The organism is Geomicrobium sp. JCM 19039 (assembly GCF_000698145.1).
In the GTDB taxonomy this organism is placed as follows: Bacteria; Bacillota; Bacilli; order Bacillales; family Marinococcaceae; genus Geomicrobium_A.
In genome coordinates this window covers 179,149-196,268 of record NZ_BAXB01000002.1, presented here as the reverse complement: position 1 = coordinate 196,268, position 17,120 = coordinate 179,149, and the positions used below count along the sequence as shown (strand labels likewise).

Sequence of the window (17,120 nt, the reverse complement as noted above, 5' to 3'; positions counted from 1 at the left end):
CAAAACGGGCTTTGCTCGCATAAAAAATAGCAAACACGTTGGAAAAGGGGATTTTCATGTATAGAAGTACACAATTTTCACCGCCGCCTGGTCCCGGACCGAAAAATCACCACCCGTATATGTATCCTCCAAGACCTTACCCACCTTCAGTGCCAAATCAACCACCTGTCGCAAACTTCACGCAACAAGCAAATGCAATGGTTTACTCCCCACAAGTTCAAAAGCCAAAAGGTGCATATGTCAAAAACATTATGAATGGGTTCACTGACCAAAATGGACAGATCGATGTACAAAAAACGATGGCGACCGTTGATACAGCTATGAAAACGTACCAGCAAGTATCACCGATGATTAAACAAATTACAAGCTTCTTTACAACCGTTCGCTCTTAAACAAAAAATAGACCCGTATGCAGTAGCCATGCATACGGGATGTATTAATGATTATAAAGCGGCAACGGCCGATGATAAATCTTCACATGTAGTGGAAAGGTCCCCATATGCCGGGCATCCATTAGTGCTTCATACATCTTCTTCCCTCTCGGAGCATTGGCAGAATGAACGGTTATGCGATCTGCATAGATGCGATGCTCAATCATGTACTCAACGACTGAATAGCCATTGGATTGATCACTACCCATATCGTGATCAAGAGACAGGTGGGAAAGTGTCGATTCATTGGCCAAAATGTAAATGCATTCTTCTGCTGTCCTCACGAGACGGTGGTCTGTTGGGGAATCGCGAATATCATCCATAAATACTTTTGACAAGTCACTACACATCCTCATTTTGTGACGTTTGGCATTCAGCGATATCTCCTCAACTTAAGAATAGCATATGTACTTTGTTAAAGCAAACTGTATTGTTCGTATTTTCTGAATCATAAACACAGAAATCCTTATCTGTGTATCTATACACTTAAATAAGGATGCTCATACAAAAACGAAAAACCAATATCCATAAATACATACAATTGTTCATTCATTGGGTAAGAAAATGTACGAATGTGATCGGTTGTCGTCAAGTCTTTATATAAGTCTGAAAGTACACCTTTTCCAGACACATTCATTCGCACAATGTTTTCTAAAAAGTACGGTCGCCAGCTCCAATTTTGCCAACGGTTCGTTTCATCATATTCCCATACACCTGCTGATGTACGAACATGTTAGCCGTCTGTTGCTCACCTTGGGCATTGACGATATACACGCGAAAACAAACGTCGTCCATACGTTTACCAATTTCATACGCAAACGCATCAAGAGCCTCAATACTTTGACTCGAAACGATTTTCTCCATTCTTTTTCCGAGGTCACTCGTAAACGTCAGCAAGGAGCGAATTCTTTCTTGCTCATACGTTAAAAACCTTTGAAACTCTTTTTGCAACCGCCCCTTGCTGCCCACTTCGTGTACGCCGTCTCTTTTCGTCGTTGACAGAAAGTCTCCTTGGATGTACCTTGCACCCGACTGCCACGCATCTTTTAGCTGTTGAAAGTTTCCGATGCCACGAAATAATAAAGACGCACCAATCTTTCCTGCAGCGACAGAGTAGGTGTGAAACAGCTCTCGATGAATATCGACAAGGTCGATTTGGAACGACTGCATATCCATTTCAACGACGTCTGGTTTAATGTGTGATAAATCCCTTAACGTAAGCTGTTGATACGCTAAACTTTTCATCGCTACTTTTAACCCGCTTCTTTGTAAATAGTACGTAAAGTGCTTAATCTCTTCCCATCCGCTAAAGTCGTCGGTACAAACGACACCTAAAATGGCTGGCACTCCATTGCTTTTAAATTCTTCTAGAAGGTTGTCTGCTTCACTTCCTGTGTATAGCGATGCGTTGATGCTTACATACAAAAATACGTCTTCGTTTTGCATGATCTGAAACGCAGCCGCTCTCGTCTGCATGTCAACTTGACGCCGATACTCTTCAGGCACATCATTGTCGTAAATGAACGCCGACAAATGATGTTCAACGCCTTCTGAATCGAGAAGGTGTGGCGTCACTTCAAATCCGGCGATTTCATGATTACCTGCATGATACATCGGCTGAAACTTCGGATAAATATTCGTCAAATTGTCCATAACTTCCAGCGCATCCATCCTATTCACTCCTCTCCTTGCCAGCCGAAAAGCGAATGATCTCCTCCCCAACTTCAGAAGGAATTTCTTCAGGAAGTAGATGACCAACTTTCGGAAACACTTTCAATTTTGCACGATGCAGTTCTTTTTCTAAATACCTGCCGACGCCTACAGGTACAATGCGATCATTTTCTCCCCATAAAAGCAGCACAGGTTCAGTAATTTTATGCAATTCTTCCCGACTTAAATCCCCTTCTCGCTGCCGAATAAACTTACTAAGCGCACGGTACATCAAATTCTCTTGGAGCGGCAAACTGTACGCGTCTATTTGCTCTGTCGTCACTTTCTTATTGTCATGAATGACCTGCTTTAACACGTGACTCACATCACGATCTCTTACATATCTTGCAAGCCAAACGTCGAAAAAAGGAAGACGACTTGCCCATCGAAGACGCTTGGAGCTTTTTTGCATATCTCCAGAACTTGCAAGCAGAACAACACGGTGGACAAATCGGTTTGACCTTGCAAGGCGTAGCGCAATTTGACCACCCATCGAATGGCCGATAGGCACAATATCGGTAAAGTGTTCCTCTCGTCGGTCAATCATATCTTGAACGGTTTTTGTGAACTGTTCATAAGAAAACTCATACTTCACATCTTTTTTACTCCTGCCAAACCCTGGAAGATCAAGCGTTAGCACATGGGCATGGTTTACGAGAGTTGGAATTAATGATTGGAAGCTAAAAGACCAACTCATGAATCCGTGAATGAGTACAAATAATTTCTCTGAATCCCCCGCTTCGCACGGATAAAACTTAGCATTCACATCTTCTTCACTCAACACGTAACGGTTACCTTCGTTCATAAGGCGTCTCTTGATACACGTAATAGTTTAGCCAGTTTGAAAATAATAAATGAGAATGCGCCCGCCATAAAAGCGGGGGCAAACTTTGCGTATTATCTTCTGGAAAATAATCATCAGGAATTTGTGTATCCATTCCTCTTTGTCGGTCTCGTAAATATTCTTCTTTCAACGTATCTGCATCATATTCTCCGTGTCCGGTCACAAACACTTGACTCCCATCGTGATTCGTTATGAGATACACACCCGCTCGCTCGGACTCAGCTAATATCTTTAGCTCCTCATGAGACTCGATGTCTTCTTTATCGGTTGTCGTGTAACGAGAATGGGGAACATAAAACGAATCATCAAACCCGCGCAAAAGCGGGTTATTCTTCTCTTTAATCGTATGTTTGAACACACCAAACTGCTTTGTCGGAAGCGCCTGTTTATCAATACCATAGTGATGGTACATCGCTGCTTGCGCACCCCAACAAATGTGAAGCGTACTCGTCACATGTGTCTTACTCCAATCTAGCATTTCCCGAAGTTCGTCCCAATAAGTTACCTTTTCAAAAGGAAGTTTCTCGATCGGTGCTCCGGTAATGATCATCCCATCAAAATCGTAATCTTTCACGTCAGCAAATGATTTATAGAACGACGACAGATGTTCTGTTGACGTATTTTTGGATTGATGTGATGCAGGATGCAAAAACGTAATCTCTACTTGCAAAGGTGTATTTCCAAGCAAGCGTAATAGTTGTGTTTCTGTCGTTTCTTTGACAGGCATTAGATTTAGGATGACGATGTGCAGCGGTCGAATGTCTTGTGCATAAGCGCGCTCGTCTTTCATGACAAATATATTCTCTTGCTGCAAGATTTCTGATGCGGGCAATTGATTTGGAATCTTTATTGGCATGATTGAACCTCTCTTATCATAATCTCTACTCTGCTGCGGTATTTACGTCCCACGCTCCATACTCTCCCGTTGCATGGTGAGAGTAAATCCACTCAAATTCTGAATCAATGTTTGGAACTTCGTACGAAAGCGTCCCTCTTCGTTGTCCACCCGGTCGAATTTGGCCACCCATCAACCGTTGGTCACCAAACGAAGAATCATGTCGATATTCATACCCCTCTTCATCGACAATGCTCGTATTAAGCGGCGCAAACTGCGCACTCGACTCTGTTTGATTGACGACCATTACATCTACGATCACGTAGGACGTCTCTTCATTTGATTCTTCGTATGCATCTACGACAGAAATGTCCAAATTTCCAATGCGTGCGGATTCACTATTCGTTAAAAGGTCGTCACTCGCGCTCGTTAAGTTGTCAGACTGACCTCTACCTTCAAACGCCATCCCTGCCATAAACCCAAGAACCAATACGAGTCCCATTAGTGTCCAATACTTCCATCCCATTAAAGCCTCTCCTATCAATCGTCACATTCGACTTAACGTTTCCACCAATCGTCTTGAGGCGTCACCGGTCCGACTCGTTTATGTTCCGTCTTGTTGTATCCGGCAATGATCTTGTCTTCAACCTCTTTATCGAGTGGTTGCCCTTCAAGAAAATCGTCAATTTGCTCATACGTAAGTCCGAGTGCCTCTTCATCTGACAATCCTGGACGATCATCTTCCAAATCAGCCGTTGGTACTTTCAAATACGTTTCTTCTGGCGCATCTAAATATTTCAGTATCTCTTTCCCTTGTCGCTTCGTTAGCCCAAACAGTGGCGTAAGGTCACAAGCACCGTCCCCAAACTTCGTAAAGAAGCCAGTGATTGCTTCTGCCGCATGGTCTGTACCAATTACAAGCAACCCTCTTGACGCGGCGAAATCGTAATGAACTTTCATTCGCTCTCTCGCTTTCGTATTGCCTTTAACAAAATCAGACAGCTTTTCCCCTGCAGCGTCTTCGTAGGCTTTCACAGCAGCGTCTACCGCTGGTTTGATATTCACAGTGAGAACGTGATCAGGTTCAATAAATTCAAGCGAACGCTTCGCGTCATCCTCATCCTGCTGCTCACCGTAAGGTAAACGAAGGGCCAAAAATTGATACCGGTCATCATTCTCTTCGTTACGTAGTTCTGCGACAGCTGATTGCGCCATTTTCCCTAGAAGCGTCGAATCTTGACCTCCCGATATCCCGAGAACAAACCCGTTTGTCCCGGTATTCTTTATGTATGCCTTCATAAACTCTTTTCTCTTCTTAAATGCATGTTCAGGCTCAATAGATGGGTTCACTTCCAAAACTTCGATAATCTCTTCTCGATTCATCTTCATTCCTCCCAAGGGTTTTATAAATCGTTCGTATTGGTCGAGTTTACCTTCTTGAATCAAAACCTTTTGTTGGTGCGTTCCAAACAAATCGAAGTGTGACAATGACCCTCGCTCATGAATCCATTCTTTACAAAGACCGTAGCGTTTCCCCCATTGTAGCAATTTTTCTAGATCTGCACAGGCGACTTTTGTTACAGTATCACAATCTGGAAAACGATCATCTAACCAAAAATGCGTGAGGATGCTAATTTCGCCAGCCCTCGCCCGCGCTTTCCATTGCGCCACCTCTCGTTTTGATACGCCAAACGCCATTATAACTTGTCCCGCTTTTGAGCCTCATTTTCATATACACGATGCCACTCCGGTGCTACTTTCTTCATGGATACCGGTCGGAATCGGTCGGCTGTCACAACGACGTGTGTCGTCGTTCCTTCAACACAAACTTGTCCTTTGTCATTCGAAATTGTGTACGCATAGGTTGCCCGAATCCCCGTATAATCGGAAAGCCAAGTCGAAATATGAGCCGTCTCAGGATACCGTAACGCTTGTTTATATTGAAGATTTACTTCTGTTACAGGCGCAAGCAAACCGTCTTGTTCCATTTGTGCGTAAGAAAAGCCAAGTTTTTCAATGAAGTCTGTGCGACCGATTTCACACCAAATAAGATATTGTGAATGATGAATCACACCCATTTGATCCGTTTCTGCATAACGTGTTTGAATGGTCGTGTTGCTCGTTGTCATATGAATAACTCCCTTAATAAACGTTCTCTTCACTTAAGCATAGTAAATAACCATCAAGCAATCAAGCACTACGATTGAAAAGCTTGCAAACTAAAAGAAATGATTCGGTTTTCTCTGAACGCGATATCTCAATCGTAAAAAACGGACATCCCTATGATTAGGAATGTCCGTTTCTACAACTCTTATTTCCGTTTTGCATCCATCTTCTCATCAATTTTGGCAAGTGCTTCGCGATCATTCATAATTTGTTCGCGATTCGTGCGCATCAATTCTGCAAACCTTACTTTTTTCATTCTTTTCATAAATCATCACCTCTACTGTCCATTATGGGAAGACGTTGTCGAAATTATTCATTATGTGCAATTTGATGCACTAATACGGTACGTGAAATTTAGAATTAGTGAAAAATAAAGATCCCTCTACTTATTGCGCAGAGGGATCGCAAATGACGGCTTATTTGTTCGCCGCTTCTTTCAGTTTGTTTCGAAGAACCATCGGCAAGATGCCGCCGTGACGATAGTAATCAATCTCTACTTCAGAATCAAAGCGTACCGTCGCGTCAAATAATGTCTTCTTGCCATTTTCATCCGTCGCTGTTACTTGAATCGTGTCTCTTGGTGTAACGGCGTCTGTAATATTAATATCGAACGTTTCTTTCCCTGTAAGGCCAAGGGAGTCTGCACCTTCACCTTTTTTGAATTGCAGCGGGAGTACACCCATCAATGCAAGGTTACTTCGGTGAATACGCTCAAAGCTCTGGGCGATAACCATCTTGATGCCAAGAAGGTTCGTTCCTTTTGCTGCCCAGTCACGTGAACTTCCCATTCCGTAATCTTCACCAGCCATCACAACGAGTCCTGTATCTTCTTCTTTATACTTCATCGCTGCGTCATAGATTGGCATAACTTCATCCGTTGGCCAATAGGTTGTGAAGCCACCTTCAGTCCCTGGTGCCAATTGGTTTTTGATCCGGATATTCGCAAACGTACCACGCATCATAACTTCATGATTCCCGCGTCTAGAGCCGTACGAGTTAAACTGCGCAGGCTTAAGACCTTTGGACATGAGGTACTCACCGGCTGGGCTATTTTTCGCAATTGAACCTGCAGGAGAAATGTGGTCTGTCGTAACAGAATCACCAAACTTCCCGATGGCTCTTAAGCGATTTAAAGGTGTGATACTTTTTGGATCTTTCGACATATCTTCAAAGAACGGTGGGTTTTGGATGTACGTAGACTCCTCATCCCAGTTATAAAGTTCTGCGTTGTCCTTAGACTGAAGCGCATTCCAACGCTCGTTGTTATCGAACACATCCGCATACTCATCTTTGAAAAGTTGTGGTGAAACGTTTTCGCGGATGAACGACTCGATCTCCGCAGAAGATGGCCACAAGTCTTTAAAGTAAACGTCTGTTCCGTTTGCATCTTTACCAAATGAATCATTACGCAAGTCGAAGTTCACATTACCCGCAAGTGCATAAGCAACAACAAGTGGCGGTGATGCCAAGTAGTTTGCACGCACGAGTGGGTGAATACGCCCTTCAAAGTTACGGTTACCACTGAGTACAGAAGAAACGAGCATATCATTGTCGGCGATTGCTTCTTCAATTTCTTCAGGAAGTGGACCACTGTTACCGATACACGTTGTACAACCGTAACCAACGAGGTTAAACCCAAGTTTATTCAAGTAAGGCATTAGCAGAGTCTTCAAGGTAACGCGTAACCACTTTTGAACCTGGTGCAAGTGAAGTCTTGACATACTCTGGTACATCAAGTCCTTTTTCAACGGCTTTCTTTGCAACCAAACCTGCACCAATCATAACCGATGGGTTGGACGTGTTCGTACAGCTTGTGATGGCAGCAATCGTAACGGCACCTGTATCAAGCTTTGATGTTTTGCCGTTCGGATGCTCGACATCTACAGAGCGCTGGAGCTCAGATTCTTCAAGACCAAATCCGTGGTTACCTGCTGGAGCCGTTACCGCTTTTTTGAATGATTTTTGCATGTCATCAAGCTCAATGAGATCTTGAGGACGTTTTGGACCTGAAAGTGCTGGATCGACGTTGCTCATGTCCAATTTAACGACTTCAGAGTACGTTGGTTCTGGTGTATCTTCAGTAAAGAATAGACCATTCGCTTCACTATACGCCTTTACAACGGCAATTTGTTCTTCACTACGTCCAGTCAAACGCATGTAGTTAAGCGCTTCCTCGTCAACAGGGAAGAATCCACACGTTGCACCGTATTCAGGAGCCATGTTTGAAATTGTGGCACGATCAGCAAGGCTCATACCGCTAAGACCCGGTCCGAAAAATTCGACGAACTTGCCAACAACATTTTTGGAACGTAGAAGTTGAGTCACTTTAAGTGCCAAGTCTGTAGCTGTTGCACCGTCTGGAAGCTTTCCTTCCAAACGTACACCGACAACTTCAGGTGCTGGGAAATAAGAAGGTTGCTGAAGCATACCTGCTTCGGCTTCAATACCGCCAACACCCCAACCAAGTACACCAATTCCGTTAATCATCGTTGTATGAGAATCGGTACCGACTAGCGTATCAGGGAAAGCAATCTTCTCACCTTCATCGTTCTTTCCAACATGAACAACATTCGCAAGGTATTCGAGGTTCACTTGGTGAACAATACCCGTTGCTGGAGGTACCGCACTGTAGTTTTCAAATGCTTTTGTTGCCCAGCTGAGCAATTTGTAGCGCTCTTCATTACGCTCAAACTCTAAGTTCATGTTGCGCATAAGTGCGTCACTTGTACCAAACTGGTCGACTTGAACAGAGTGGTCAACAACGAGGTCGGCTGGAATTGCTGGATCAATCGAAGAAGGGTCTCCCCCAAAATCAGCAATGGCTTTACGAAGTGAAGCTAGGTCAACAACCGCTGGTACACCTGTAAAGTCTTGAAGGATGACACGGGATGGTTTAAAAGGAACGTCTTCCGTTCCGCCACCTTTTGTGCCCCATTTTGCGAGACTTTCCACATGTTCCTTTTTGATGACTTTACCATCCTGCTGTCTTAATAAAGATTCCAATAATACTTTAATTGAATATGGTAGTTTAGTAACATCCGCGACATTGCTTAACGACTGTAAGTCATAATAAACATAAGATTCGCCGTTAACGTCGAATGTTTTTTTGGCTTGATAGAGATCATTTGTTTCACTCATCAAATCCCTCCCTTTACTCCTATCATATAATACCGTAACCAATTTGTCGAAGTATAATCTCTTAAAATCACAAACCTTGTTCATCGAATTTCTTATATGCTAATATAAGAATTGATTATAATACCGAGGTGAACCGAGTGGCTGAAAATCTATTCATGTGGTTTATCGTATTTTGGACCGTCTTTATGGTTGTTTTTATGTTTATCGGTGGTTTCTTTATGTTCCGTAAGTTTCTCAAACGGTTGCCAAAAGAAGATGGACGCTCCATCTTAGACTGGCAAGACCATTACCTTGAGCGAACGAGACACTTGTGGACGAAACAGCAAAGTGACTTACTAGAAGAGCTTATATCGCCCGTTCCAGAGCTGTTTCGTGATGTGGCAAGAGACAAGATTGCTGGCAAAATTGGCGAACTTGCGATCGAGCAAAAAGCAGATCATATTACTGAGGATCTTTTGATTCGCGGCTATATTCTTGCGACACCAAAAAGGGATCATAAATTCCTTCGCAGAAAACTGGACGAGAAAAACATGAGTTACGAAAAATACGAACACTTATTATCATAAAACAAACTCTCACGCTCGTCCGTGAGAGTTTGTTTCGTTATGTTCGTTCACTTTTCATCCGAAATTGAAACGCGGAATTGGATAACGTCCGTCTTTCAAATTTCTTAAAAGATACAAGCATCGCAATCCTCCAAGCAAAATCATGCCAAATGCAAGCAAGAAAAACATGCCTGCCAATTGAGGGAGGTGCACTTGTTCTCCTAAAATCATCTTTACGATCACTCTCGCGATGAGTAGACCAATGAGTAAGTAAATAAACAACTTGGATCGCTTCATATAGATGTCTCCATCTTTTAGATGGAAATGCGACGTCCGAATCAAAAAATACGAACAAACGATCCCAGTAAGTAACGGTGCTATAATTTGCAATGTTTCTAAGCGTGCAGGTTCGTAGATGAACATTAAAAAACCAGTGCTCATCATAATCGGCGGAATAATAATCTTTTTAACGCTAGCTGGCTTTTTGATCGCTTTCAGTCTTACGAAGATGATGAAAGAGCTCATAAATACCGCGCCAATCGTCGTAAGGAGCAACAAAGTTGACTCGCTCATATAGCGTTCTCCTCCTGCTGTCTAGATTGAAATTTATGTATAGGGTACACGATTGTACAAATCTCATTCATACAGATAAAACACCTCGGTGTCGAGGTGTTCACTTTTTGTTGTCTTGCTGCTTTTGCATCGCCTTCATCATCTGATTGATCTTCTTTTGAGAAGGGTTTTGCCCCATTTGCATCATCATGACACGAAGCATTTGTTCGTTAATTGGTGGATTCTTTTTCATATAATTCATCATCGTTTTTCTAGCGATAAAAAACCCTAGTGCAACACCTGCTAACATCGCAGCAATTGCAATTAGTACAACCCAGATAGTGCTCACAATCGTTTCCTCCTAATCTTTACACTCGCAGTTCCTTATTACAGCACGTCCCATTATACCGTAACTGAACCTGCATGAAAAGACCATTACACATTCTCTAGCAAAAGCGATTTAAATTTTATCGGTTTTAACCAGCCATACTTTTGCCGATGAATGTCACATGCGAAAAAATAAGGGTCATACGTTTGCAATTGATCAAACCATGGCCACTCATCACCCATGTTTCCATCACTCCATATTTGCATGCGCTCATCATTCATTGCCACTTTAACCCCGTCTTCACCTTCCATAAATAGTAGCTCTCGTTCATTTGGTGTTGTGTCAATACGGTCAAGGGAAAATTGTTCACAAATATCATGAACAGGTAACGGCCGGCAAATGTATGCAATTTGTTTTTTTACGATATGGTACAGAGGTTTTACCGTTTCATATTCTTCGAACAGCTGAAACAATTTCGCTTCAGCGCGTATAAATCGTTTTGCGACATCAGGTTGCAACAAATAAATATCATAGCGATGCATGTTTCGACCTCCTTTAGCTTGTCCTCATCATACCAAGAGACTAAAGAGAATCTTGTCAATATTTGCACAGTGAATTCGACAAAATGATTCCTTCGCTACACATCTTCGCCTCCCTCGATATTTACGATAAAATAAACCGCCCTAGCTGAAAGGGCGGTTTATTTTGTCACTTCACATTTACTTAATCAAACGATTTACGTGGGTAATCACGTTTTCTACATTAAAGCCATACTCGTCCATCACGACATCTCCAGGTGCAGATGCTCCGAACGTATCAATCCCAATGTTCGCTCCGGAACGACCTGTGTATCGTTGCCATCCATAAGTCGTACCTGCTTCAATTGAAAGAACCGGAATGTTTGCAGGCAGTACGTCTTCTTGATACGAACGATCAGTCTGCTCAAACAACTCTTGACTTGGCATACTTACGACGCGTACGTGCGTCCCTTGCTCTTTCAATTGTTTCTGTGCGTCCATCGCAAGCGACACTTCAGAGCCCGTCGCAAGAAGAGTAGCTACCGCACCCTCCGCTTCAGCGAGTACGTACGCCCCGTTCTTCACTTGCTCATATGCCTGATCTGCAGAAATGAGTGTTGGCAACCCTTGTCGGGTCAACACAAGGGCGGTTGGTGTCCCTTTAGACTCAAGGGCAATTCGCCATGCTGCTGCCGTTTCATTACCATCTGCCGGGCGAAGAACATTCAAGTTTGGAATCATTCGCAGCGATGAGGTTTGCTCGACAGGTTCATGAGTTGGACCGTCTTCCCCGACAGCAACGCTGTCATGGGTAAAGACAAACGTCGAAGGTACGTTCATCAATGCCGACAAACGAACGGCTGGGCGCATATAGTCTGAGAACACGAGGAACGTCGCCCCATATGGGTGTAAGCCACCGTGAAGAGCGATACCGTTCACTGCTGCAGCTGTTGCAAATTCACGAACACCAAACCATACATTTCTTCCTGTACGATTGTCTTTCGTGAAGTCGTCATGATCATTCATCATCGTATTGTTAGAAGAAGCAAGATCAGCTGAACCACCAAACAACGCATCTGTTTGTTTTGAGATTGCACTAATCATTTCACCAGATGCTTTTCGTGTAGCAAGCTTATCTTTTCCTACTTCATAAGCAGGAAGATCTAGAAGCGCTTCTTTATTAAACCATTCTCTTGCAAACGCGCCGCGAAGTTCTTCTGCTTTTTTCGGTTCATCTTGTTCGTAAGCGGCCAACGTACTTTCCCAATCGCTAAACTGTTTTTTATTGTTTTCTTTTAAAGAAGCAAAGAATGAAGCCACTTCCTCAGGCACATGGAACTCATCGTGCTCCCATTTATAGCTTTCTTTAACGAGCACAGTCTCGTCAGCTCCGAGAGCTTTCCCGTGAGCTTCATTAGTGCCTGCTCTGTTCGGGGACCCAAAACCAATGACTGTCTTAATTTCAATCAAGCTTGGACGCGGATCGGCTTTCGCATCTGCGATTGCTTGGTCAATGGCATCAACGTCGCTGCCATCTTCTACAAGAATCGTGTGCCAGCCGTATGCATCATAACGTGCCATTACATCCTCAGAAAACGAGCGATTCAAATCTCCATCTAAAGAGATGTCATTTGAATCATACAAAACGACAAGCTTTCCAAGTCCGAGATGACCAGCAAGGGATGCTGATTCTGAAGCGACACCTTCCATCACATCTCCATCACCACAAAGGGCGTACGTATAGTGGTCAAACAGCTCATGTTTGGATGTATTGTATACTGCACTCAAGTGGGATTCAGCCATTGCCATACCTACAGCCATTGCTAGTCCTTGACCGAGAGGTCCTGTTGTTGCATCCACACCTGGTGTATGTCCGTATTCAGGGTGACCTGGCGTTTTACTTCCCCATTGGCGAAAGTTTTTCAGTTCCTCCATGCTCAAGTCATATCCACTAAGATGAAGCAGGCTATATAAAAGCATCGAGCCGTGTCCGGCTGATAGTACGAAACGGTCACGATCCCACCAAGTCGGGTTATCTGGCTCGTGCTTTAAATGTCTTGTCCATAATGCAAACGCCATCGGTGCTGCACCCATCGGAAGCCCCGGGTGACCGGAATTGGCTCGGTTAATGCTATCAATGGATAACGTACGAATCGTATTAATTGCTTTTTCTTCTACTGTATTCAACACTCGTTCATCCTCTCCATCATTCCTATTCAACCTACTCTTTTCCATGATATACGGTTTTATTCATCAAAACAACCTTTAGAACGGTTTGTTCATGACATTGAAAAAACCTGGATGCACCGTCCAGGTTGATGGGTTAAGCTATTCATTTTATTAATAAGAACGTCTTCGTTTCTTTAATGAACGAGGAGTCACATCGCTTCCATTCTCATCAACCACTTTAACGGCTTGTAATTGCTTCTTAAAAGATGTTCTTAGACTACTCAAGTACTCATCTCTAAGCGAATGCTGTTCGAACTCTTCGTCATGAGTTAATCCCATCGTCCTTGCCCGCTTGGCAAGTTCGTTCATACGGTCGATTTTCTTACTAGAGTTCATCACGGGTCCTCCTTTCGTTATTTATAGTCGTTCTCACACGTTAGTATGTATATTCCCGAACAGCAAAAGAAATAAACCTAACATTTATAATTTAAAGATTTTAACCGATTCGTCAATTTTTCAGACCCCACGTAAAAGATGGCCAAAGTTATTAGTGTTCCTTATATGAAAGAAATGCTGGATCCAAAACGACAGGTTCACTCGCCGCTAATGACGTTTGCGCTACAAACAACATGACAGCGACCGCAAAACCAAACAGAAGAATAATGAGCCATTCTTCTACCGTTTTCCTCTTTATAAGTGCTTTTGATAACTTGACCATCTGATCCCCTCCAAAACGTATGTTCGTATAACGATCATAACCGGAACAAATGTTCTTGTCAACAAGAAAAACAGAACGAGTGTTTGCAAACACATGTTTTGTGTGCTATGCTTTTCCTAAGATTGGAAAGAGATAATGAGGTGAAACGATGACAAAGTTATCCGCACGCCAAGAACGCATTCTTACTTATATTAAAGATAATGTACGAAGCAAAGGTTACCCTCCGTCCGTACGAGAAATTGGTGAAGCTGTCGGCCTCGCTTCAAGCTCTACTGTGCACGGACATTTAGCACGCTTAGAGAAAAAAGGATTCATTCGGCGTGACGCTACAAAACCTCGCGCAATCGAAGTGTTAGGATTAGAAGGCGCAACGACAGACGCCTCTTCATACACCGAGAACAGCAATGCGCCAGCGGCAACCGCTTACGTACCTGTGATCGGTAAAGTTACCGCAGGTCAACCGATCACGGCTGTTGAGAACATTGAAGAATACGTCCCTCTCCCTGAATCTTTTGTTGGGAATGAGTCGGTTTTCATGCTAACCATTGTCGGTGAAAGTATGATAGATGCCGGGATTTTAGACGGGGATCAAGTCATTGTTCGGCAACAACAGACAGCGAATAACGGCGATATTATTGTTGCAATGACTGAAGAGCAAGAAGCGACGGTAAAGCGCTTTTACAAGGAAGGTAATCAGATTCGTTTGCAACCAGAAAACGAAACGATGGAACCAATCTATTTAGATAATGTGTCTGTGTTAGGAAAAGTGACCGGCGTACTACGAAATATTCATTAAAGAACTGTTGGAATAATCTGTGTAGACACACAGGTTATTTCTTTTTTGTTTTAAGTTTACATAATGTTATTATTGTTTATTTTTCCGTTCTTTCACATAAAGAGCGACACCGATCACACTAAGCATTCCAATTCCAGGTGTAGCGATCATAAGTGACACAATTAATCCAAACTCAAGCATACGCGGACCCTTTAGTGTCTTTTACATCTAGTGTATGCAAGGAAATTTCCCACGTACCCGAGCGTTTGCACATTTGCCAGTTTGGGCACGATAACGGTATCTGAATAGATGAAGGGAGATATCGTTCATGTGCGGCCGATTTACATTCTTTGAGCAATTAGAAACCCTCGAAAAGCTATTTAACATCAAGTACGGACAGAATGACCCCCTACCAACAAGCTATAATATCGCACCGACTCAATCGATTTTTTGCGTGTATCATGACGGTACGTACCAACAATTAAAAACGTTTAGGTGGGGACTCGTCCCCTCTTGGGCGAAAGAACAGAAGTCTAGCCGTCCACTTATTAATGCCCGAGCAGAGACCGTCACAGACAAACCTATCTTCCGTCAACCTTTCCAAAGGAGGCGATGCATCATTCCTGCCTCTGGCTTTTATGAATGGCAAACGAAAAACGGGAAGAAGCAACCGTTTCACATCCAATTAAAAAACGGTGAACCGCTCGCTTTCGCAGGCATTTGGGATACGTGGTCAAACGACACAGAACAGGTGATGAGCTGCGCTATTATTACGACAGAAGCAAACGAATTGGTCGCTGACATCCATGAGCGCATGCCGGTCATTCTCTCCCCTGCTGATTTCGATCGATGGCTAGATCCAACAAACATTGACCCCCAAACGGTAACCCCAATGTTAGAACCCTATCCTGCCGGAGACATGATTGCTTACGAAGTATCCCCACGAGTGAACGATCCAAGATCTAACGATGCTGAGTTAGTAAACTCGTTATAGGTCAAGTCATTACGTGTAATTTTTCTTCCAAAATTGTGGGCAAGCCACTATACACCATGTTCCACAAGACATATAAAAAAGCCCTATCCCCTAAAGGATAAGGCTTTTTCCATTTTAGTATGCTTGGAAATACTGCTCTCTTTCCCAAGGGTGAACTTGGGTGCGGAACAACGATGATGCTTATTCATGCAACCATAATGTAATTAGGTATGCTATTATAGTGTTTTTCTCTTTATAAAATTTTCACAATCGACCTTAGTTTTATTCGATCTCGTGGCAGATCCGTGGCAAAATAATTAATCCAAAAATTGTGGTAATCATATACCCAATACTTTACAATTAGAATAATTGTCTTACGTAGTTTTGGAGGGGATTATTTGAATAGAAAAGCATGGACTATTCTAGGATGGAGCCTAGGAACTTTGGTTTAGTTTTAATGCTCGGCATGGGTTATTTTGTATGGTGGCTGTTTCAACCTGCGTCATCTTCAAATGTGAAGAACGACACTGCGGAAGCAGGAGAGATTGAGGGTATTGAAGAAGAAATTGAACATGACGGTATTAACATTAATGATTTTGTTGAAGAGTCTGAATTTGACAAAGATATTTACAGATCTTTTACATTAGATGTTGATTCATTTATTTATATTTACGATGGTTCATATGATGGTGAGTTTGACGAAGAAATAGAAATAACCGTGGACGACCCTACTATAAGCCGTAATGATGAGGGGTACTCTCGAATAGAATTAAACAATACCGAAGATACAAGCCTTACTCTCCATTTAAATAAAGAAGATGACAGTTTGCAATCCATATCTTTGTACACATATAAAACGGGTTTACATTCATACCTAAATTTTTTAACCCTTGCTTTGCCAGTGGAATCCAAGAATATGATGCATTCACAGAAATTTTAGCTAATATGCAAGAGCACGCCGTAGCTGTAGAAAACAACTTGAATGACAATGCCTACGTGGTTAACAAAGATTTTAACGGATATAAAGCCTTTGTATATTTTGATGATGATTTTCTAGTTATCTCGATCCTTGGCCAAGAACAATAAGCTCCCAAACCGACAAGCTCCCACGCCCGAGCGTGTTCTTTCGTAAATTGCATGTTGAACAAATACCCCTACATTACTTACATCATACTCATGCGGTATTGCAACTTGAAGCCGGCGCAGATATGAAATATGTGCAAGGACGTTTAGGTCACGGTAGCATTCAAATAACCTCAGATGTATATTCGCATATCAGCAAGAAGATAGCTAAGAGTAATATGAATAAGTATGAACAATATATGGATGACTTGCTAAATTAAAATTTTTTGCGATTTAATTAGGTCATATTTAGGTCAATCAAGAACATCACCCTCTAAACTTGAATATGACCTAAC

The 17,120-nt window shown here is 42.7% G+C and carries 19 protein-coding genes and 2 pseudogenes; 5 read left to right on the top strand and 16 right to left on the bottom strand.

Annotation, left to right across the window (positions count from 1 at the left end; genetic code table 11):
* The first annotated feature begins 56 nt into the window (after positions 1-56).
* Positions 57-392, top strand: a complete 336-nt coding sequence (locus tag JCM19039_RS03100; protein ID WP_042423777.1) for a YppG family protein — start codon at positions 57-59, stop codon at positions 390-392.
* A gap of 44 nt (positions 393-436) precedes the next feature.
* Here JCM19039_RS03100 and JCM19039_RS03095 read toward each other — a convergent pair whose 3' ends face one another.
* From JCM19039_RS03095 to acnA, 10 genes and pseudogenes are all read right to left on the bottom strand, one after another.
* A complete protein-coding gene (locus JCM19039_RS03095) occupies positions 437-769 on the bottom strand; it encodes a cyclic-phosphate processing receiver domain-containing protein (protein WP_238544902.1) in 333 nt (110 codons plus the stop codon).
* 140 nt (positions 770-909) lie between these two features.
* Positions 910-1,092 (bottom strand): annotated as a pseudogene (locus tag JCM19039_RS26250) (EAL-associated domain-containing protein); the annotation flags it as partial.
* Positions 1,083-2,084, bottom strand: a complete 1,002-nt coding sequence (locus tag JCM19039_RS03090) for an EAL domain-containing protein (protein ID WP_255343620.1) — start codon at positions 2,082-2,084, stop codon at positions 1,083-1,085. The pseudogene JCM19039_RS26250 and the gene JCM19039_RS03090, both read right to left, overlap by 10 nt.
* A 19-nt stretch (positions 2,085-2,103) precedes the next feature.
* Positions 2,104-2,946 carry an alpha/beta fold hydrolase gene (locus JCM19039_RS03085; RefSeq protein WP_052398465.1) on the bottom strand — a complete coding sequence of 281 codons (843 nt, stop codon included), beginning with the start codon at positions 2,944-2,946 and terminating at the stop codon, positions 2,104-2,106.
* On the bottom strand, positions 2,933-3,841 hold the full coding sequence (gene metA, locus JCM19039_RS03080) for a homoserine O-succinyltransferase (RefSeq protein ID WP_042423768.1): 909 nt from the start codon (positions 3,839-3,841) through the stop codon (positions 2,933-2,935). The genes JCM19039_RS03085 and metA overlap by 14 nt, the downstream gene beginning before the upstream one ends.
* A 25-nt stretch (positions 3,842-3,866) precedes the next feature.
* Positions 3,867-4,346, bottom strand: a complete 480-nt coding sequence (locus tag JCM19039_RS03075) for a DUF4352 domain-containing protein (protein WP_042423765.1) — start codon at positions 4,344-4,346, stop codon at positions 3,867-3,869.
* A gap of 32 nt (positions 4,347-4,378) precedes the next feature.
* Positions 4,379-5,518 (bottom strand): ammonia-dependent NAD(+) synthetase, encoded by a 1,140-nt coding sequence (gene nadE / locus JCM19039_RS03070; protein WP_373974878.1) that lies wholly within the window; start codon positions 5,516-5,518, stop codon positions 4,379-4,381.
* A complete protein-coding gene (locus JCM19039_RS03065) occupies positions 5,518-5,949 on the bottom strand; it encodes a thioesterase family protein (RefSeq protein WP_042423761.1) in 432 nt (143 codons plus the stop codon). Before JCM19039_RS03065 ends, nadE begins: the two co-directional genes overlap by 1 nt.
* A gap of 182 nt (positions 5,950-6,131) precedes the next feature.
* The gene (locus tag JCM19039_RS22910; protein WP_081834291.1) at positions 6,132-6,251 is read right to left on the bottom strand and encodes an FbpB family small basic protein; all 120 of its coding nucleotides are present in this window, start codon (positions 6,249-6,251) and stop codon (positions 6,132-6,134) included.
* 151 nt (positions 6,252-6,402) lie between these two features.
* Positions 6,403-9,124 (bottom strand): annotated as a pseudogene (gene acnA, locus JCM19039_RS03060) (aconitate hydratase AcnA).
* 137 nt (positions 9,125-9,261) lie between these two features.
* On the opposite strand from acnA, the gene JCM19039_RS03055 reads away from it, so the two are divergent.
* Positions 9,262-9,690 carry a DUF2621 family protein gene (locus JCM19039_RS03055; RefSeq protein WP_042396753.1) on the top strand — a complete coding sequence of 143 codons (429 nt, stop codon included), beginning with the start codon at positions 9,262-9,264 and terminating at the stop codon, positions 9,688-9,690.
* A gap of 54 nt (positions 9,691-9,744) precedes the next feature.
* Here the strand turns inward: JCM19039_RS03055 and JCM19039_RS03050 are convergent, their stop codons facing one another.
* The 6 genes from JCM19039_RS03050 to JCM19039_RS24155 all read right to left on the bottom strand — a co-directional run bounded on the left by JCM19039_RS03050 (position 9,745) and on the right by JCM19039_RS24155 (position 13,954).
* Positions 9,745-10,242 (bottom strand): CcdC family protein, encoded by a 498-nt coding sequence (locus JCM19039_RS03050; RefSeq protein ID WP_307190138.1) that lies wholly within the window; start codon positions 10,240-10,242, stop codon positions 9,745-9,747.
* 100 nt (positions 10,243-10,342) lie between these two features.
* Positions 10,343-10,570 (bottom strand): YneF family protein, encoded by a 228-nt coding sequence (locus tag JCM19039_RS03045; protein WP_081834290.1) that lies wholly within the window; start codon positions 10,568-10,570, stop codon positions 10,343-10,345.
* Positions 10,571-10,656: 86 nt separating this feature from the next.
* Positions 10,657-11,091: a sporulation inhibitor of replication protein SirA gene (gene sirA, locus JCM19039_RS03040; protein ID WP_042423758.1), complete on the bottom strand. Its 435-nt coding sequence runs from the start codon at positions 11,089-11,091 to the stop codon at positions 10,657-10,659.
* A 177-nt stretch (positions 11,092-11,268) separates the two neighbouring features.
* Entirely contained in the window at positions 11,269-13,257 is a 1,989-nt protein-coding gene (gene tkt / locus JCM19039_RS03035; protein ID WP_304413206.1) for a transketolase, read from the bottom strand.
* Between the two features lie 150 nt (positions 13,258-13,407).
* Positions 13,408-13,632, bottom strand: coding sequence for a DUF896 domain-containing protein (locus tag JCM19039_RS03030; protein ID WP_042423751.1), 225 nt, complete (start codon positions 13,630-13,632; stop codon positions 13,408-13,410).
* 151 nt (positions 13,633-13,783) lie between these two features.
* Positions 13,784-13,954, bottom strand: coding sequence for a hypothetical protein (locus tag JCM19039_RS24155; protein WP_193744128.1), 171 nt, complete (start codon positions 13,952-13,954; stop codon positions 13,784-13,786).
* 148 nt (positions 13,955-14,102) lie between these two features.
* Between JCM19039_RS24155 and lexA the strand changes: the two genes are divergently transcribed.
* The 3 genes from lexA to JCM19039_RS03015 all read left to right on the top strand — a co-directional run bounded on the left by lexA (position 14,103) and on the right by JCM19039_RS03015 (position 16,642).
* Positions 14,103-14,750 (top strand): transcriptional repressor LexA, encoded by a 648-nt coding sequence (gene lexA / locus JCM19039_RS03025; protein WP_042423748.1) that lies wholly within the window; start codon positions 14,103-14,105, stop codon positions 14,748-14,750.
* A 307-nt stretch (positions 14,751-15,057) separates the two neighbouring features.
* The gene (locus JCM19039_RS03020; protein WP_042423745.1) at positions 15,058-15,723 is read left to right on the top strand and encodes an SOS response-associated peptidase; all 666 of its coding nucleotides are present in this window, start codon (positions 15,058-15,060) and stop codon (positions 15,721-15,723) included.
* 406 nt (positions 15,724-16,129) lie between these two features.
* A complete protein-coding gene (locus JCM19039_RS03015; protein WP_042423742.1) occupies positions 16,130-16,642 on the top strand; it encodes a hypothetical protein in 513 nt (170 codons plus the stop codon).
* Positions 16,643-17,120 lie beyond the last annotated feature (478 nt).

Excerpts from the sequence above, each read along its gene's own strand:
- lexA (WP_042423748.1), top strand. The coding sequence starts at position 14,103 with ATGACAAAGTTATCCGCACGCCAAGAACGCATTCTTACTTATATTAAA.
- JCM19039_RS03020 (WP_042423745.1), top strand. The coding sequence starts at position 15,058 with ATGTGCGGCCGATTTACATTCTTTGAGCAATTAGAAACCCTCGAAAAG.
- JCM19039_RS03050 (WP_307190138.1), bottom strand. The coding sequence starts at position 10,242 with ATGAGCGAGTCAACTTTGTTGCTCCTTACGACGATTGGCGCGGTATTT.
- metA (WP_042423768.1), bottom strand. The coding sequence starts at position 3,841 with ATGCCAATAAAGATTCCAAATCAATTGCCCGCATCAGAAATCTTGCAG.
- JCM19039_RS03090 (WP_255343620.1), bottom strand. The coding sequence starts at position 2,084 with ATGGACAATTTGACGAATATTTATCCGAAGTTTCAGCCGATGTATCAT.
- nadE (WP_373974878.1), bottom strand. The coding sequence starts at position 5,518 with ATGGCGTTTGGCGTATCAAAACGAGAGGTGGCGCAATGGAAAGCGCGG.
- JCM19039_RS03030 (WP_042423751.1), bottom strand. The coding sequence starts at position 13,632 with ATGAACTCTAGTAAGAAAATCGACCGTATGAACGAACTTGCCAAGCGG.
- JCM19039_RS03065 (WP_042423761.1), bottom strand. The coding sequence starts at position 5,949 with ATGACAACGAGCAACACGACCATTCAAACACGTTATGCAGAAACGGAT.
- sirA (WP_042423758.1), bottom strand. The coding sequence starts at position 11,091 with ATGCATCGCTATGATATTTATTTGTTGCAACCTGATGTCGCAAAACGA.
- JCM19039_RS03075 (WP_042423765.1), bottom strand. The coding sequence starts at position 4,346 with ATGGGATGGAAGTATTGGACACTAATGGGACTCGTATTGGTTCTTGGG.
- JCM19039_RS03100 (WP_042423777.1), top strand. The coding sequence starts at position 57 with ATGTATAGAAGTACACAATTTTCACCGCCGCCTGGTCCCGGACCGAAA.
- JCM19039_RS22910 (WP_081834291.1), bottom strand. The coding sequence starts at position 6,251 with ATGAAAAGAATGAAAAAAGTAAGGTTTGCAGAATTGATGCGCACGAAT.
- JCM19039_RS24155 (WP_193744128.1), bottom strand. The coding sequence starts at position 13,954 with ATGGTCAAGTTATCAAAAGCACTTATAAAGAGGAAAACGGTAGAAGAA.
- JCM19039_RS03085 (WP_052398465.1), bottom strand. The coding sequence starts at position 2,946 with ATGAACGAAGGTAACCGTTACGTGTTGAGTGAAGAAGATGTGAATGCT.
- JCM19039_RS03015 (WP_042423742.1), top strand. The coding sequence starts at position 16,130 with ATGGAGCCTAGGAACTTTGGTTTAGTTTTAATGCTCGGCATGGGTTAT.